Origin of the sequence: Pseudomonas sp. COW5 (genome assembly GCF_026240005.1) — a bacterium.
GTDB lineage: Bacteria > Pseudomonadota > Gammaproteobacteria > Pseudomonadales > Pseudomonadaceae > Aquipseudomonas > Aquipseudomonas kribbensis.
The window spans coordinates 2,002,037-2,018,125 of the sequence record NZ_JAPHVP010000001.1 but is presented as its reverse complement, the minus strand read 5'-3'; the positions used below and the strand labels follow the sequence as shown (position 1 = coordinate 2,018,125).

The window sequence follows — 16,089 nt, the reverse complement described above, 5'->3', positions numbered from 1 at the left end:
CGGTTCGACATGTTCACTCCTTGATAAAAATCCATGGGCATCGGCCGTCCTGGCTCGAGGCGTGACGGACATTACCCTTGGTTCGATTCATGCGGCGATGAACAAAGTGTTTCATTTGTTTGATCCCGTGGCGTGGCCGCCGACGCTGTATCATCCCGTATCGATTTGCCCCCCGACCTTTTCTCGATTCGCTGCGATCGCCCGCTAGGCTGTTGGCATCACAGCGGTCAACGGAGTGACAGCGAATGCACAACACCCTGGAACAGGTTTTCGGTTATCCACAATTTCGACCCGGACAGGAAGCGGCGATCAGCGCTGTGTTGGCCGGGCGTTCGGCGGCGGCGATCTTTCCCACCGGCTCCGGCAAATCCCTTTGTTACCAGGTGCCGGCGCTCCTGCTGCCACACCTGACGCTGGTGGTCTCGCCGTTGCTGGCGCTGATGCAGGACCAGCTCGAATTCTTGCGTCGTCACGGCATTTCGGCGGGGAGCATCGACTCGGCACAGAGCCGTGAAGACGCCAATGATGTGATGGCCCGTGCCCGTTCGGGTGAGCTGAAGATCCTGATGATTTCCGTCGAGCGCCTGAAAAACGAGCGCTTCCGCAACTTTTTGCAGCAGGTGCCGATCTCGTTGCTGGTGGTGGATGAGGCGCACTGCATCTCCGAATGGGGCCACAACTTCCGGCCCGACTACCTCAAGCTGCCGGACTACCAGCGCCAGTTCAACATCCCGCAGACCTTGCTGCTGACTGCCACGGCAACGCCGAAAGTCATCGCCGACATGCAGGCGAAATTCGCTATCGCCGCCGAGGATGTGGTGACCACCGGTTTCTATCGGCCCAACCTCAATCTGCTGGTGGAGCCGGTGCGCGGTGAGGACAAGCGTCGACGGCTGGTGCAGTGGATGGCCGAGCGGGAGGGCCAGCCGAGCATCGTCTACGTCACCCTGCAAAAAACCGCCGAACACATTGCCGAGCATCTGGGGCGCCATGGCATTCAGGCCGAGGCTTACCATGCCGGGTTGCCCCACGAACAACGGGAAGCGATCCAGAAGCGCTTCATGGGTGGGCAGTCCAATTGCATCGTTGCGACCATCGCGTTCGGCATGGGCATCGACAAGAGCGACATCCGCAACGTGGTGCATTTCGACCTGCCCAAATCCATCGAAAACTACAGCCAGGAAATCGGCCGCGCCGGGCGTGACGGGCAACCTTCCGACTGCCTGGTGCTGGCCAACCGTGACAGCCTCAATGTGCTGGAAAACTTCGTCTACGGCGACACGCCGGAGCGCGATGGCATTCGCCATGTGCTGGACGAGTTGCAGGCCGCTGCACCTGAAGGTCAGTGGGAGTTTTTGCTCGGGCCGCTGGCGGATCAGAGCAACATCCGTGCGCTGCCATTGAAGACGTTGCTGGTGCAGCTGGAGCTGCGAGGGCTGATTGCCCCGCGCTACGCGTACTACGCCGAATACCGCTTCAAATACCTGCTGGAACCCGAGGCGTTGCTTGAGCGTTTCGAGGGCGAGCGCAGGGATTTCGTCGCAGCGATCATCCAGACTTCGAGCCGCGCACGGACCTGGGCCACGGTGAATTTCGAGGCGATGTACACGCAATATTCCGCTGAGCGCAACCGCGTGGTGAAGGCGCTGGATTACTTCCAGGAAAAGGGCTGGGTCGAGCTGGAAAGCAAACAGATGACCGAGGTCTACAACGTGCTGCACAGCAGCTTCGACAGCCAGGTCTTGAGTGGCGAACTGCATGATTACTTCTCCCGCCACGAACAGACCGAAGTGGCGCGGATTCACGCGATGCTCGAATTGTTCGCCACCGAGCGATGCCTGGGCTATCGACTGGCGGAGTACTTCGGTGATCACAACGCCCCCGAGCAGTGCGGGCATTGCTCGGTGTGTCACGGGCAGATTGCCCGGTTGCCGGCGCCTCCGGAATTGCCGGCGCTTGTGGATAAAAGTTTCCCGGCGTTATGCGGCGATTTTATCCACAGGCACGAGCAACAGACCGGAAGTGCGCCTTCGGCGGAGCGGCTGACGCGGTTTCTGTGCGGGATCAGTGTGCCGCTGTTCACCAGGCTCAAGGCGCGGACGATTGCCGGGTATGCGGCGCTTGAGGAGTATCCCTACGCGAGTGTTCGGACGTGGGCTCAGGCGCATCTCTGAAGCGGCGAATCCATCCGCTGAATGTCGATCATCACGGCAATAAACTTCAAAAATGCCCGGTGGCTGACTATGGTGAAGGCTGTCTTTGGATCTCCAACAAGAGAACAACATGAGCCAGACATCCTTCGAAATCCGCCAGGCTGCCGTGATCGGTGCAGGCACCATGGGCCGCGGCATTGTCATGTGCCTGGCCAACGCCGGCGTGTCAGTGCAATGGGTCGACAACAATCCGCAGATGCTCGAACAGGCGCTGAAGGCGGTCGCCGATACCTATGCGCATAACGTGCGTCAGGGGCGGATCGATCAGGTCGAGGCCGATGCGCGAATCGCCAGGGTCAGCACGGCGGCGGATTATGTGGCGATCCGCAATGTCGATCTGGTGATCGAAGCGGTGTACGAGAATCTCGAGCTCAAGCAGAAGATCTTCCGTGAGCTCGATGGCTTGCTGAAGCCGGAGGCGCTGCTGGCAAGCAATACCTCGGCGCTGGACATCGATGCAATTGCCGCCGCGACACGACGGCCGACTCAAGTGCTGGGCCTGCATTTCTTCAGCCCGGCGCACATCATGAAACTGCTGGAAATAGTCCGTGGTGCGCGAACCTCGCCAGCCGTGCTGGAAGCGGCTCTCGAGCTGGGCAAGCGTATGGGCAAGGTCAGTGTGGTGTCGGGTAACTGCCACGGGTTCATCGGCAACCGCATGCTTCATCCTTACGTGCTCGAGGCGCGCAAGATGCTGCTCGAGGGGGCCTGGCCACAGCAGATCGACGTGACGTTGCAGGGCTTCGGTTTTGCCATGGGGCCGTTTCGCATGTACGACGTGGTTGGCATCGACCTGGAGTGGCGTGCCCGGGAGCTGGCCGGCAAGGGCCAGGACGCGCCAGAGGTTCAAGTGGATAACCGTTTGTGCGAGCTGGGGCGGTTCGGACAGAAGTCCGGTAACGGCTACTACCACTACGAGCCGGGCAGTCGTCAGGCCGAGCATGACCCCGAGGTGGACGCGCTGGTGTTGAGCGTCAGCGAAGGTCTGGGGTTTCATCGCCGTGACATCGGGTCCGAGGAGATCCTTGAGCGTTGCCTTCTGGCGTTGGTCAACGAGGGCGCGAAAATCCTGCAGGAAGGGATTGCCGAGTCGGCCCATGACATCGATCAGGTTTACCTGAACGGCTATGGCTTCCCGGCAGAGAGGGGCGGGCCGATGGCCTGGGCGGACGATCAGGGGCTGGCAGACATTCACAAGCGGTTGCTGGCACTGGAAACGCGGCAGGGCGATCAATGGCGGCCGGCACAATTGATTGGGGAGCTGGCGGCGCGAGGAAAGGGTTTTTACCTTTAGACTGGCCCGATCACTCAAGGAATCGACACTGATGTCCAACCCGATGCCGCAACGCACCGACTACCCGCATTTCCAGCCGATCACCACGCGCTGGCACGACAACGATGCCTACGGTCACGTCAATAACGTCACCTACTACAGCTTTTTCGATACGGCCGTGAACACCTACCTGATTCAGGTCGGTGGGCTGGATATCCACGATGGCGAGGTGGTGGGGTTTGTGGTGAGTTCGTCCTGCGATTACTTCGCCTCGATTGCATTTCCGGACTTGATCGAAGTCGGCTTGCGGGTCGGCAAACTGGGCAATAGTTCAGTGCAGTACGAGTTGGCGGTGTTCAAGGCTGGCGAGCATGAAGCCTGTGCGGCCGGGCGTTTCGTGCATGTATTCGTTGATCGTGCGTCGAACCAGCCGGTGGCGATTCCGGCGGGCTTGCGTGGAGCGCTGGAACGGCTGGCGGTCTGACAGGCAAAAAAAATCGCAGCTCGGGGGAGCTGCGATCTGGCTGTACCGGCAACGAGGTCAGACCTCAGTCGCGGTAGTAGCGGTGATGCTTGCGATGGCCGTAGGCATGACCACGACCACGGTGGTCGTCGCGGTAGTAGCGGCCACGGTCACGACCGCGATCGTAATGACGGTCTTCGCGATTGCTCTCGTTGCCCATGTAGTTACCCAGCGCGCCACCGGCGCCGCCACCTGCTGCGGCGCCGATCAGGCTGCCGGTGGTGCCGCCCATGCTGCGGCCGACCACGTTACCGCCGGCTGCGCCCAGCGCACCGCCAATGGCGGCTTCGCCACGGCTGTGTTTGTTGGCGCCAACCGCGCTACCACCCGCGCCGCCCAGGGCCGCGCCAATGGTTGAACCTGTGCTGCCGCCCAAAGACTGACCGACGACCGAGCCAAGAACCCCGCCCAATGCGCCGCCCACACCTGCTTCGGTGGTGCCTCCGGCAGAAGCGAAGCCACTGACCAGGCCAAGGGACAACAAGAGAATCTGGGAGAACTTCATAGAGGAGCCTCAAAGGGATGACGGCGCGATCCTGAGGCTGTGTAACAAGGCTGACAATCGAAATCCGACGAATAACACGACTTGTATACAATTATGCAAGTTACTGATTTTTGGGTGGAACTTAACCGATTTTGGCCGGTCTTTAGCTACTTCACAAAGGCCGCTTTTATGCAAAAGCGGCCTTTTTTGTGGGCGTAGAAAAGTTTTGTATCAGGCCGACTTGGCCATGATCAGCCCCGTCTCGCTCGCCGCTTCCAAACGAATGGCGATGAACTTCGACGTCGGCGTATGGCTGCCGTCACCGGTACTTTCCAGCGGCACCAGCGGATTCACCTCTGGATAGTAGGCAGCTGCCTGACCCGCCGGAATATCGAACGCGAGCAGCGTGAAGCCTTTTACCCGACGCTCGCGGCCATCGTCCCACAGTGACACGATGTCTGCCTTCTGCCCCGGTTTGAAGCCCAGGCGAATGATGTCCGCCTCGTTGGCGAACAGCACATCACGCTGTCCCTTCACCCCGCGATAACGGTCGTCGAGACCATAAATCGTGGTGTTGTACTGATCGTGAGAACGCATCGATTGCAGGATCAGATCCGGCAGTTTGCCGGTGGCGCGGGTGCGCTCGTGAATCAGGTCTTTTGGCAGCATATTCGGTTTGAAGTTGGCCCGGCCCGACGTGGTGTTCCATTTGCGCGCGCCGGCGCTGTTGCCGAGGTAGAAGCCGCCCGGGTTCTTGACCTTCTCGTTGAAGTCCTTGAAGCCCGGGATGGTGTCGGCGATCAGTTCGCGGATGCGCCGGTAGTCGGCCACCAGCCAGTTCCAGTCCACCGGTTTGCTGCCCAGGGTCGCGGCGGCGATGCCGGCGATGATCGACGGCTCCGAGCGCATCTGGTTCGACAGCGGCTGCAACTGACCGTTGGAGGCGTGCACCATGCTGAACGAGTCTTCCACGGTGACGGCTTGCGGGCCTTCGGTCTGGATGTCGATGTCGGTACGGCCCAGGCACGGCAGGATCAATGCGTCCTTGCCGTGGGCCAGGTGGCTGCGGTTGAGCTTGGTGCTGATCTGCACGGTCAGGTCGCAGTTGCGCAGGGCCTGGAAGGTGCGCGGGCTGTCCGGCGTGGCCTGGGCGAAGTTGCCGCCCAGACCGATGAACACCTTGGCGCGACCTTCGGCCATCGCGTGGATCGCTTCGACCACGTTGTGCCCGTTGTGGCGCGGCACCTTGAACTGGAAGCGCCGTTCCAGGGAATCGAGGAACGCCACCGGCGGACGCTCGTTGATGCCCATGGTGCGGTCGCCCTGCACGTTGCTGTGGCCACGCACCGGACACAGACCGGCGCCGGGCTTGCCGATGTTGCCGCGCAGCAGCATCAGGTTGGCGATTTCCTGGATGGTCGGCACCGAATGGCGGTGCTGGGTGATGCCCATCGCCCAGCACATGATCACGTTCTTGCCTTTGGCGTACATGCGCGCCGCTTGCTCGATCTCGACCAGGGTCAGGCCGGACTGCGCGACGATCTGCTCCCACGGCGTGTCATCGACGACGCCGAGATATTCCAGGACGTTGACGCTGTGTTCATTGAGGAAGTCGTGATCGAACACTGCCGGCGCACCGGCCTTCTGCGCATCCCGCTCCCATTGCAGCAGGAACTTGGCCATGCCGCGCAGCACAGCCATGTCGCCACCGAGTGCCGGGCGGAAATAGGCAGTGTTGGTCGGCTTGTCACCATTGGTGAGCATTTCGATCGGGTGCTGCGGGTGCTGGAAACGTTCCAGACCGCGCTCTTTCAGCGGGTTGATGCAGACCACCTGAGCACCGCGTTTCACCGCTTCGCGCAGCGGTTCAAGCATGCGCGGATGGTTTGTCCCCGGGTTCTGGCCCCAGACGAAAATCGCATCGGCGTGTTCGAAATCGTCGAAGGTCACGGTGCCTTTGCCGACACCGACGCTTTGCGCGAGCGCCACGCCGCTGGCCTCGTGGCACATGTTCGAGCAGTCGGGGAAGTTGTTGGTGCCGAAAGCGCGGACGAACAGCTGATACAGATACGCCGCTTCGTTACTGGCGCGACCCGAGGTGTAGAACTCGGCCTGGTCCGGGCTCGACAACGCTTGCAGGTGTTTGCCGATCAGCGCGTAGGCATCGTCCCAGCTGATCGGTTTGTAGCGATCGGTTTCGGCGTCATACACCACCGGCTCGGTCAGGCGACCTTGATACTCGAGCCAGTAGTCGCTCTGTTCCAGCAAAGCGGTGACGCTGTGCTTGGCGAAGAACTTTGCGTCCACTCGACGCTTGGTCGCTTCCCAGTTCACCGCTTTGGCGCCGTTCTCGCAGAACTTGACCATGCCGCTTTCCGGCGAATCGCCCCAGGCGCAGCCCGGGCAGTCGAAGCCGCCGTTCTGGTTGGTCTTGAGCATCATGCGCAGGTTTTTCAGCGCGTTATCGCTGGTCAACCAGGCCTGGGCCACGCTGATCAGTGCGCCCCAGCCGCCGGCTGCGCCCTTGTAAGGCTTGTAGCGCGGGACGGGTTTCTGGTCGGCTTGATGGTGTTGGCTCACGGGTGTTTCTCCATTTCTGGGCTATACACCCGCGGCGCATTCTTCTGCGGCAGGTGGATGAGATTGAGGTTGTGGCGACGGGCCCATTGCACGGCGAGGCCGGTGGGTGCGGACAGACTGACGAGGGTCTGGATCCCGGCGCGCAGGACTTTCTGGATCAATTCGAGGCTGCAGCGGCTGGTGACAATCGCCAGGCCGCCGGTTGTGGATATCTTTTGCCGGATCAGGCCACCGATCAGTTTGTCGAGAGCGTTGTGCCGGCCGATGTCTTCACGGCCCAGCAGCAATTCACCGCTGGCGTTCATGAACACCGCCGCGTGTACAGCGCCGCAATGCTGGCCGAGCGGCTGGAAGGCGCTGATGCGCTGGCGCAGACCGTCGAGCCATTCGACCGGCGGCAAAGGCGCGCCGGGCAAGACCTTGAGATCGGGCAACGCCTGTTCCACCGCCTCCACGCCGCACAAACCGCAGCCGCTGGTGCCGGCCAGTTGCCGACGTTGTTGCTTGAGGTTCCAGAAGGCTCGGTTGGCGATGGTCACCTGGGCGTACTGCGCCGAGCCTGAGCCGGTCAGTTGCAGGTCATAGATGTCGGTGGCGTCTTCGATGATGCCGCTGCCGAGGCTGAAGCCGACGATGAAGTCTTCGAGGTCGGTCGGTGTCACCAGCATCACGGCCTGGCTGATGCCGTTATAGGCAATCGCCAGTGCGACTTCCTCGGCCAGCGCGGTGCTGGCCGACTCCGCCAGGGGCAGGTCGCTGTAGCTGTAGGTCTGACTGGCGGCGGGCGCGGGCGTTTCGAGTGCAGGCGCCGCGCAGGCCGGGCGCTTGGCGTTCATGGCATCACCGACGGATTGATCAACGTTAAGACTAGGCGCGGCAACTTGTCGCGTCTAATCGCTAGTGTCGATCTATCGATAGATGCCGTCGATCAAGCGGCCGCTGGCGATTTCTGATACAGCGCGAAACAGGCCTCGGCCAGCGCCGAGCGCGGGGCGCCACGGCGCATGATCAGGCCCAGACGGGCGAGGGTCTGGGCGTTTTCAATCGGTTGCAGGCGCAGGTGATCGGTGAGGCTTTCGAGGCCGCCGTCCAGCGGCATGATCGCGCAGCAGAATCCGCCGTGCACAGCTTGTAACAATTGATGCACGGCGTCGGTCTGTAACAGTGGCTGCGGTGTCAGGCCGCGGCTGTGGAAGTTGTGGTCGATGGACTGGCGAAAGTGCATGCCGCTGGTGAGCATGCCCAGCGGCAGTTCGATCAGCGCCTGCCAGCTCAGCGGTGCTTCGCCGAAACTGAAGGAACGCTGATCGTAAAGCAGGCCCATGCGGGTTTCGTCAAAGGCCAGGGATTCGAAACGTTCGTTGTCGAGACGATCCAGATAGGACACGCCGATGTCGATCCGGTTGTCCGCCAGTTGTTCGAGGATCTGCTCGGAGCTCAGTGCCGACAGTTCGAAACGCAGCTCCGGGTGTGCAGCGTGCAGGCGTTGCATCAGCGGCAGCGGATCGAAACTCGAGAGCGGCACCACCCCCAGGCGCAAGGTGCCGATCAGGTTGCCGCGACAGGCTGCCGCTTCCGCCTGCAAGCCGTCATAAGCCGCCAGTACGGTACGGGCCCAGGCCAGCACGCGCTCGCCTGGCGCGGTAAAACCTTCGAAGCGCTGACCGCGATTGACCAGCGGCAGATCGAGTTCTTCTTCGAGGCTGCGCAGGCGCATCGACAAGGTCGGCTGGGTAATGTGGCAGCGGGCGGCGGCCTGGCCGAAGTGGCGGGTTTCGTCGAGGGCGATGAGGAATTTCAGCTGCTTGATGTCCATCTTCGCTCCGGGGCGCTGGCAAGGGTGGGCGATTCTACCGCTTGCACGGGGGCAGGGTCATTGGTCGGGCCGGAACCGGCGGGGTTCGGGGTGGTCTAGGCTTGGGCGTCTGGAACTTAAATCAAGGAGTGTGCGCTATGAGTCTTTTGAGCTTTGTAAAAGAGGCGGGGGAGAAGCTGATCGACCTGCTGACCCCCGGCAACGCCAATGCCAGCGAGCAGTTGAAGGAACACATCAGCAAGGTCGGGCTGGGTAACCCGAATGTCCAGGCCACTGTGGACGGCGACAAGGTGACGGTCACCGGCGAGGTGGCGAGCCAGGAAGAGAAAGAGAAGATTCTGCTGGCCGTCGGCAACATTGAAGGCGTGGGCAGTGTCGATGACCAGATCACCGTGACCGGGCCAGTGGTGGCCGCCGCACGTTTTGTGGTGGTGAAAAAGGGCGACACCCTCAGCGCGATTTCCCTGGCGGTGTATGGCAATGCCAACCAGTACAACAAGATTTTCGAAGCCAACAAACCAATGCTCAAGGATGTGAACAAGATCTATCCGGGGCAGACGCTGCGTATTCCTGACTAAACTTCGAAACCGCAATCGCGAGCAGGCTCGCTCCCACACAGGAATGCATTTCCATTGTGGGAGCGAGCCTGCTCGCGATGGGGACGATGCGGTCTATAGGCCCGCAATCAAATCCCGATAATCCTCGACCGCCGCAAATTCCGCCGTGTCCTTCGGCCCCTTGCGACTGTCCGGTTCCTTCACCGCCAACAGATGCGCCACCCCGAAATCCCGCGCACTGCGCAGGATCGGCAAGGTGTCGTCGATGAACAGGCTGCGCGCAGGGTCAAAACCGATATCGGCCTGCAGGGCATCCCAGAACTGCGGGTTCTCTTTTGGGAATCCGTAATCGTGAGAGCTGATCAGTCGCTCGAAGTACGGTGCCAGTTCAATCCGTTCCAGTTTCAGCGACAGTGAATCGCGGTGCGCATTGGTGATCATCACCACACGTTTTCCGGCCCGTTTGATCGCGGCCAGAAAGGTGTCGGCGTCGGGGCGCAACGCGATCAGGTGGGCGGTTTCCAGTTTCAGTTCACGCACCGAAAGCTTCAATTCCGCGCTCCAGAAATCCAGGCAATACCACTGCAATTGACCGGCATGGCGCTCGAACAACGGCTGCAATTCCATTTCCGCCATGGCCCGGCTCACGCCATGCAGTTCGGAATAGCGCTGCGGCAAGTGTTCCAGCCAGAAGTGGTTGTCGAAGTGCAGATCCAGCAACGTGCCGTCCATGTCCAGCAGAACGGTATCGATGTCGGACCACGGTAATGAAGGCATGGCAACGTCTCGAACGGTAGAAAGATATCCGACACAAACAATCGGAAAAGCCGCGTTATAGTAGCGCGTTCACGCCAAGGAGCTTTGCATGCGCCAGAAACCAACCGTACTCGCCCGGGAAATCGTCGCCACCAGCCGTCTGTTCTGTGTCGAAGAGCTGAAGCTGCGCTTTTCCAACGGCGTGGAGCGCACCTACGAGCGGCTGGTGGGCAAGGGCGCCGGTTACGGCGCGGTGATGATCGTGGCCATGCTCGATGCCGAGCACGCAGTACTGGTCGAGGAATACTGCGGCGGTACCGACGAATATGAACTGTCCCTGCCCAAAGGGTTGATCGAACCGGGCGAAGATGTGCTGGCGGCGGCCGAGCGTGAGCTCAAGGAAGAGGCGGGCTTCGGTGCCCGGCAACTGGAGCACCTGACCGAGTTGTCGTTGTCCCCTGGCTACATGAGCCAGAAAATCCAGGTGGTGCTTGCCAGCGATCTCTATGAAGAGCGACTGGAAGGCGATGAGCCGGAGCCGATGCGGGTGGACAAGGTCAATCTGCGGGACCTTTCGGCGCTGGCGCAAAATCCGCAATTTTCCGAAGGTCGTGCCCTGGCGGCGTTGTACCTGGCCCGCGATCTGCTGACCCAGCGCGGCGTTTTCCAGTCATGAGTGAGATGTCGATGAGTTTTCCCCATCCGATGATGGCGCCAGTGGTTGAGCTGGCACTGCGAGCCGGCGAGGCGATCCTGCCGTTCTGGCGCGCCAATGTGGCGGTCACCGCCAAGTCTGATGATTCGCCGGTAACCGCGGCGGACCTCGCCGCGCACCATGTGATCGTTGCCGGTCTGACCGCCCTGGATCCGAGCATCCCGGTGTTGTCCGAAGAGGACGCCAACATCCCGCAAAGCGTGCGCGCTGGCTGGCAGCGCTGGTGGCTGGTGGATCCGCTGGATGGCACCAAAGAGTTCATCAGCGGCAGCGAAGAGTTCACGGTCAACATCGCCCTGATCGAAAATGGCCGCGTGGTGTTCGGGGTGGTTTCGATGCCCACCAACGGACGTTTCTACGTCGGCGGTGCCGGGCTTGGTGCCTGGCGTGGCGAAACGGGCGGCACGCCGGTGGCGATTCGGGTGCGTGACGTGCCTGGCCCTGGCGAAGCATTCACAGTGGTCGCCAGCCGCCGTCATTCGAGCCCGGAACAGGAACGTTTGCTGGCCGGCTTGAGTGCAAGCCTTGGTGAGTTGCAACTGGCCAACATCGGCAGTTCGCTGAAGTTCTGTCTGTTGGCCGAAGGTGCGGCGGATTGTTATCCGCGACTGGCGCCGACATCCCAGTGGGACACGGCGGCGGCGCAGGGTGTGCTGGAAGGTGCCGGCGGCGAGGTCCTGGATTTGAACGGCGATGCGTTCTGTTATCCGCCGCGGGAATCGTTGCGCAACGCGTTCTTTCTGGCACTGCCGGCGAAAGCGGCGTGGCGCTCGAAGTTGCTGGAACTGGCCCGTTCGTAAGCGCGTTCCCGTACTCGGGAACGCTCAACCTTCAGCGGTGCAGCACGTACTGCCCGCTGAAGGTCACCGCCTCCTCATCACTGCCCGAATTGACGATCCGTGTCTGCAGGGTCAGTCGAGCCCGCCCGTAACGCTGATACATCGCCAGGAATTTCTTCCACACGGCCGCACTCGGCGCCGGGCAGATCGCGATGGCATCGCCGGTCACCGGCAGCGGATAACTGATCTGTCCTTCCTGAATGACGATGTGTCCGTCGTCGATGCCTTCTTCCTTCAAACGCAAATGCAGCCAGCCCCAGCCGGCCAGCACCGCGCCGCAATACAGACTGCCGCCGAACATGGTGCTCTTGTGATTGACGTTGGCCTCCAGCGGCAAGTGCAGGCGCAGTTGCTGTTCGTGCCAGTCGAGCACCTTGAGACCCATGTCCCGGGTCAACGGAATGTCGTGATGGAGGACGGATTCCAGATATTGGCTGTCGTGCTTCATTCGGATTCGTCTCCATGGTTGCTGCTGTCGGCGAAGTTCAGACCGTGCTTGCGCAGTTTGTCGTGCAGGGTCTTGCGCGGAATGCCCAGGGCTTCGGCGAGACTGCGCACCGAGCTGTGCGAGCGGGCCAGCTCGGCGGCGATCAAGGACTTCTCGAAATGTTCCACTTGTTCACTGAGGCCACCGCTGGTGACCTCGATGGTCGCGCTGCTGCCGTCGGGCTGAGAGTTGTCCAGCGCCAGTTCCAGGCCGAGGGCGAAACGCTCCGCCGCGTTCTGTAATTCCCGCACATTGCCCGGCCAGGAGTGACGCAGCAGCAGCGCCCGCTGCGCCGGTTGCAGCTCGTGGGGTGGCAGGCCGTGGCGAGCGCTGGCTTCATCGGCATAGTGCTGGAACAGCACCAGCGCGTCTTCGCCCCGTTCACGCAATGGCGGGATGCGCAGCGGCGCGACGTTGAGGCGGTAATACAAGTCCGCCCGGAACCGTCCTTGATCGGCAGCCTGGCGCAGGTCTTCCTTGGTCGCGGCGATGACGCGGATGTCCAGCGGGATCAACTGATTGCCACCGAGGCGTTCGACGACTCGTTCCTGCAGCATGCGCAGCAGTTTTACCTGCACGTCCATGCTCATGCTTTCGATTTCATCGAGGAACAACGTGCCGCCATTGGCGAATTCGAACTTGCCGATCCGGCGCTTCTGCGCGCCAGTGAAGGCGCCGGGCTCATGACCGAACAACTCGCTCTCCACTACCGACTCGGCCAGTGCCCCGGCGTTGATCGCCACGAACGGGCCGTTACGCCGGCTCGACAGATCGTGCAGGGCGCGGGCGACGACTTCCTTGCCGGCACCGGTTTCGCCGAGGATCAGGACGTCAGCCTTGGTCGCGGCCAGTGCGCCGATCTGCTCGCGCAGGCGTGCCATCGGGGCCGAGTGGCCGACCAGTCGGGCGCTCAGTTCGTTGCGGTCACTCAGGGCCATGCGCAGGCTGCGGTTGTCCAGCACCAGACGCCGCAGGGCCAGTGCGCGGCGCACGCTGTCGAGCAGGGCGTCGCTGGCGAAAGGTTTTTCCAGAAAATCGTAGGCGCCGGCGCGCATGGCCTGCACGGCCAACGGCACGTCGCCGTGGCCGGTGATCAGCAGCACGGGCAGCTCGGGATCCTGAGCGTGAAGTTCATGGAGCAACTCAAGACCATCCATGCCAGGCATACGAATGTCGCTGACCACCACCCCCGGCCAGTCACGCTCCAGTTGGGCGGCCAGCCCCTTGGCTTCGGACAGGGGAAGGATTTTCAGGCCGGCCAGATCCAGCGTCTGGCCGAGGGCCTGACGCAGGTGCGGATCGTCGTCGATCAGCACCACCTGAATGCGGTTGTCGATGGTCATGCACTTCGATCCTCGGACGGTTGCAGGCTGACCCCGGGCGCGCCGGCGCGCAGCCGCAGGGTGATCAAGGCGCCGCCTTGCTTGTGGTTGGCGAACGACAGTTCACCGCCGAAGGCGCGCATCAGGGTTTCGCAGATGGCCAACCCCAGACCAAGCCCCTGGGTGCGAGTCTTGGTGGTGTAAAACGGTTCGCTGGCGCGGCCCAGGGCTTCCATGCAGAAGCCCGGTCCGTTGTCGCGAATGTACAGGTTGACGCCCTCGCCGGTGGATTCGGCACTCAGCCACAATTTGCGCGGCGGGCCTTTTTCGGTCAGGGCATCGAGGGCGTTGGCCAGCAGGTTGCCGAGGACCTGGCGCAGACGGGTTTCCCCGGCCTCGACCCACAAAGTTGCGGCGGGCAGGTCGCGGATCAGCTCGACATCCATGCTCCGACGACGTTTGGCCAGCAACGCCAATGCGTCGTCTAGCGCCGGTTGCAGGGCAACGCTCTCCGGGGCGTGTCGATCGCGGCGGGCGAAAGCGCGCAGGTGGGCGATGATCGACGCCATGCGTCCGGTCAGTTCGCTGATCAATTTGAGGTTGCCGCGAGCGTCGTCGGTGCGCTGATGGTCCAGCAGCACTTCGGCGTTTTCCGCATAACTGCGGATCGCCGCCAGTGGCTGGTTGAGTTCGTGGCTGATGCTCGCCGACATGGTGCCCAGTGCCGACAGCTTGCCGGCCTGCACCAGATCGTCCTGGGCGCGCACCAGTTCCTGCTGGGCCTGTTCGCGTTCCAGCACTTCCTGTTTCAGGCGTCGGTTGAGTCCTTCCAGATCGCTGGTGCGTTCGGCGACCCGGCCTTCGAGTTCCCGTCGCGCCTTGGCTTCGAAAGCGATCCGTTCCAGGTAATGGCGGCGGCGCTGCATCATCAGACCGAGCAACAGCATGACCACCAGCAACGTGGCGCCGCCGACGGCCACCACGGTGCGCACCGGACGGTCGATCAGCGTGCGCGGCGCAAGAATGCTGACGCTCCAGCCGGTTTCTTCGATGTCCCGGGTCTGGGTCAGCCAGGCGCTCGGGCTGAGATTCAAGGGGCGCGGCTCGCGGGTCGGGTATGGCTGGATCGCGGTAATTGCCGAGCGTTCGTCGCCACTCAATGGGCGGGTCGAGCGGAAGCGCCATTCCGGACGCGACGTAAGGATGACCACGCCGTTGTGATCGGTCACCAACAGTTGCTCCGGGGTTTTGCCCCACAGACTTTCGGTGTGATCGAGGTCGACCTTGATCACCAGCACACCAATGATTTTTTCGCCGTTACGCACCGCAGCGGCGAAGAAGTAGCCGCGCTTGGCAGAGGTGGTGCCCAGGCCGAAGAAGCGTCCCAGGCGCCCGGCCATGGCTTCGCTGAAATAAGGCCGGAACGAGAAATTGCGCCCGACGAAACTGTCGTGCTTGTCCCAGTTCGATGCGGCCAGCGTCCGGCCGGTGGTGTCCATCAGGTACATGACTTCGGCGCCGGTCTGGGAAGCAATGTTCTTCAGCAGGCGGTTGGCATTGCCCTGGGTGACGCCGTCGTCCGGCGCACCGATGATCGCCCGCAGGGCCGGCAGGTCGCCGAGGATCTGTGGCAGCACTTCGTAACGATGCAGGGTGCCCAGCAGGTTGGCAACGTAGAGGTCGAGCGTCTGGCGGTTCTGCCCGATCAGTTCGCTGCGGTAGTAGCGCTCGGCCAGATGCTCCAGTGGCCACAGCAGCGGGGCCAGGCACAGGGCCAGCAGGGCGAGGCTGCGCCAGCGGGGGCGGCGGGGAAGAGTCGGAGTCATGAGCATCGGGCGCCTGTGGATACAGGCGCATTATGCCTAGGCTTGCAGTCGCAGTCTGCGCACCCGTTGTCGGGTGCGCAGTCCCGCTGAAGTTTCACACAGGCATTCAGGAAAAGACGTCGGCGTCCTTGAGCAGTGCACCCGCCTGATCCTTGGCCGACAGTTTCGGCTCTTCGTCCAACTGCCAGTCGATACCCAGATCCGGGTCGTTCCAGCGAATGCTGCGCTCCGCGGACGGGGTGTAATAGTTGGTGGTCTTGTAGAGGAATTCGGCGAACTCGCTCAACACCACGAAACCATGGGCGAAGCCTTCCGGCACCCACAGCTGACGGTGATTGTCGGCGGACAGACGTACGGCAACCCATTTGCCGAAGTGCGGCGAGCTGCGACGGATATCGACGGCCACGTCGAGCACTTCACCGGCCGTGACGCGGACCAGTTTGCCCTGGGTGTTTTCCAGTTGGTAATGCAAACCGCGCAGGACGCCTTTTTGCGAGCGGGAATGGTTGTCCTGGACAAATTGTGTATCCAGGCCGGTCGCGTCCTGAAAAGCCTTGGCGTTGAAGCTTTCGTAGAAGAAGCCGCGCTCGTCACCAAATACCTTGGGTTCGATGATCAGAACACCGGGCAGGTCGGTGGTGATTACATTCATGAAAATTTTCCAGTGGCGGGTGTGGATGGCCGACATTCTTGCGCAA

The 16,089-nt window shown here is 62.0% G+C and carries 15 protein-coding genes; 6 read left to right on the top strand and 9 right to left on the bottom strand.

Translation table 11 applies throughout. The features are described from left to right. Positions 1–245 precede the first annotated feature (245 nt). The 3 genes from OQ248_RS09140 (at position 246) to OQ248_RS09130 (ending at position 3,970) form a co-directional block, all read left to right on the top strand. Positions 246–2,174 carry an ATP-dependent DNA helicase RecQ gene (locus OQ248_RS09140; protein ID WP_265812643.1) on the top strand — a complete coding sequence of 643 codons (1,929 nt, stop codon included), beginning with the start codon at positions 246–248 and terminating at the stop codon, positions 2,172–2,174. Positions 2,175–2,283: 109 nt separating this feature from the next. Then, positions 2,284–3,507, top strand: coding sequence for a 3-hydroxyacyl-CoA dehydrogenase (locus OQ248_RS09135; RefSeq protein ID WP_265812642.1), 1,224 nt, complete (start codon positions 2,284–2,286; stop codon positions 3,505–3,507). 31 nt (positions 3,508–3,538) lie between these two features. After that, positions 3,539–3,970, top strand: coding sequence for a thioesterase family protein (locus OQ248_RS09130; RefSeq protein WP_265812641.1), 432 nt, complete (start codon positions 3,539–3,541; stop codon positions 3,968–3,970). 64 nt (positions 3,971–4,034) lie between these two features. On the opposite strand, the gene OQ248_RS09125 is transcribed toward OQ248_RS09130, so the two are convergent. The 4 genes from OQ248_RS09125 to OQ248_RS09110 all read right to left on the bottom strand — a co-directional run bounded on the left by OQ248_RS09125 (position 4,035) and on the right by OQ248_RS09110 (position 8,889). Then, positions 4,035–4,514: a glycine zipper domain-containing protein gene (locus tag OQ248_RS09125; protein ID WP_265812640.1), complete on the bottom strand. Its 480-nt coding sequence runs from the start codon at positions 4,512–4,514 to the stop codon at positions 4,035–4,037. 210 nt (positions 4,515–4,724) lie between these two features. Continuing rightward, positions 4,725–7,073, bottom strand: coding sequence for an FdhF/YdeP family oxidoreductase (locus tag OQ248_RS09120; RefSeq protein WP_114881025.1), 2,349 nt, complete (start codon positions 7,071–7,073; stop codon positions 4,725–4,727). Further along, positions 7,070–7,909, bottom strand: a complete 840-nt coding sequence (gene fdhD, locus OQ248_RS09115; RefSeq protein ID WP_265812639.1) for a formate dehydrogenase accessory sulfurtransferase FdhD — start codon at positions 7,907–7,909, stop codon at positions 7,070–7,072. The genes OQ248_RS09120 and fdhD overlap by 4 nt, the downstream gene beginning before the upstream one ends. A 92-nt stretch (positions 7,910–8,001) precedes the next feature. Then, the gene (locus OQ248_RS09110; protein WP_085712727.1) at positions 8,002–8,889 is read right to left on the bottom strand and encodes a LysR family transcriptional regulator; all 888 of its coding nucleotides are present in this window, start codon (positions 8,887–8,889) and stop codon (positions 8,002–8,004) included. 137 nt (positions 8,890–9,026) lie between these two features. On the opposite strand from OQ248_RS09110, the gene lysM reads away from it, so the two are divergent. Then, complete coding sequence (gene lysM / locus OQ248_RS09105) at positions 9,027–9,467, top strand: peptidoglycan-binding protein LysM (protein ID WP_065257779.1); 441 nt, start codon at positions 9,027–9,029, stop codon at positions 9,465–9,467. A gap of 93 nt (positions 9,468–9,560) precedes the next feature. Here lysM and yrfG read toward each other — a convergent pair whose 3' ends face one another. Then, positions 9,561–10,223, bottom strand: coding sequence for a GMP/IMP nucleotidase (gene yrfG / locus OQ248_RS09100; RefSeq protein ID WP_265812638.1), 663 nt, complete (start codon positions 10,221–10,223; stop codon positions 9,561–9,563). A gap of 88 nt (positions 10,224–10,311) precedes the next feature. On the opposite strand from yrfG, the gene nudE reads away from it, so the two are divergent. Beyond that, positions 10,312–10,878: an ADP compounds hydrolase NudE gene (gene nudE, locus OQ248_RS09095; protein ID WP_119428628.1), complete on the top strand. Its 567-nt coding sequence runs from the start codon at positions 10,312–10,314 to the stop codon at positions 10,876–10,878. Between the two features lie 5 nt (positions 10,879–10,883). Beyond that, positions 10,884–11,717: a 3'(2'),5'-bisphosphate nucleotidase CysQ gene (cysQ, locus tag OQ248_RS09090; protein WP_119428629.1), complete on the top strand. Its 834-nt coding sequence runs from the start codon at positions 10,884–10,886 to the stop codon at positions 11,715–11,717. A gap of 31 nt (positions 11,718–11,748) precedes the next feature. On the opposite strand, the gene OQ248_RS09085 is transcribed toward cysQ, so the two are convergent. The 4 genes from OQ248_RS09085 to rfbC form a co-directional block, all read right to left on the bottom strand. Next, on the bottom strand, positions 11,749–12,204 hold the full coding sequence (locus OQ248_RS09085; RefSeq protein ID WP_265812637.1) for a YiiD C-terminal domain-containing protein: 456 nt from the start codon (positions 12,202–12,204) through the stop codon (positions 11,749–11,751). Next, positions 12,201–13,586, bottom strand: coding sequence for a sigma-54 dependent transcriptional regulator (locus OQ248_RS09080; protein WP_265812636.1), 1,386 nt, complete (start codon positions 13,584–13,586; stop codon positions 12,201–12,203). The genes OQ248_RS09085 and OQ248_RS09080 overlap by 4 nt, the downstream gene beginning before the upstream one ends. Further along, complete coding sequence (locus OQ248_RS09075) at positions 13,583–15,391, bottom strand: ATP-binding protein (RefSeq protein ID WP_265812635.1); 1,809 nt, start codon at positions 15,389–15,391, stop codon at positions 13,583–13,585. The genes OQ248_RS09080 and OQ248_RS09075 overlap by 4 nt, the downstream gene beginning before the upstream one ends. Before the next feature lie 106 nt (positions 15,392–15,497). Then, a complete protein-coding gene (gene rfbC / locus OQ248_RS09070) occupies positions 15,498–16,043 on the bottom strand; it encodes a dTDP-4-dehydrorhamnose 3,5-epimerase (protein WP_265812634.1) in 546 nt (181 codons plus the stop codon). Positions 16,044–16,089: the final 46 nt, after the last annotated feature.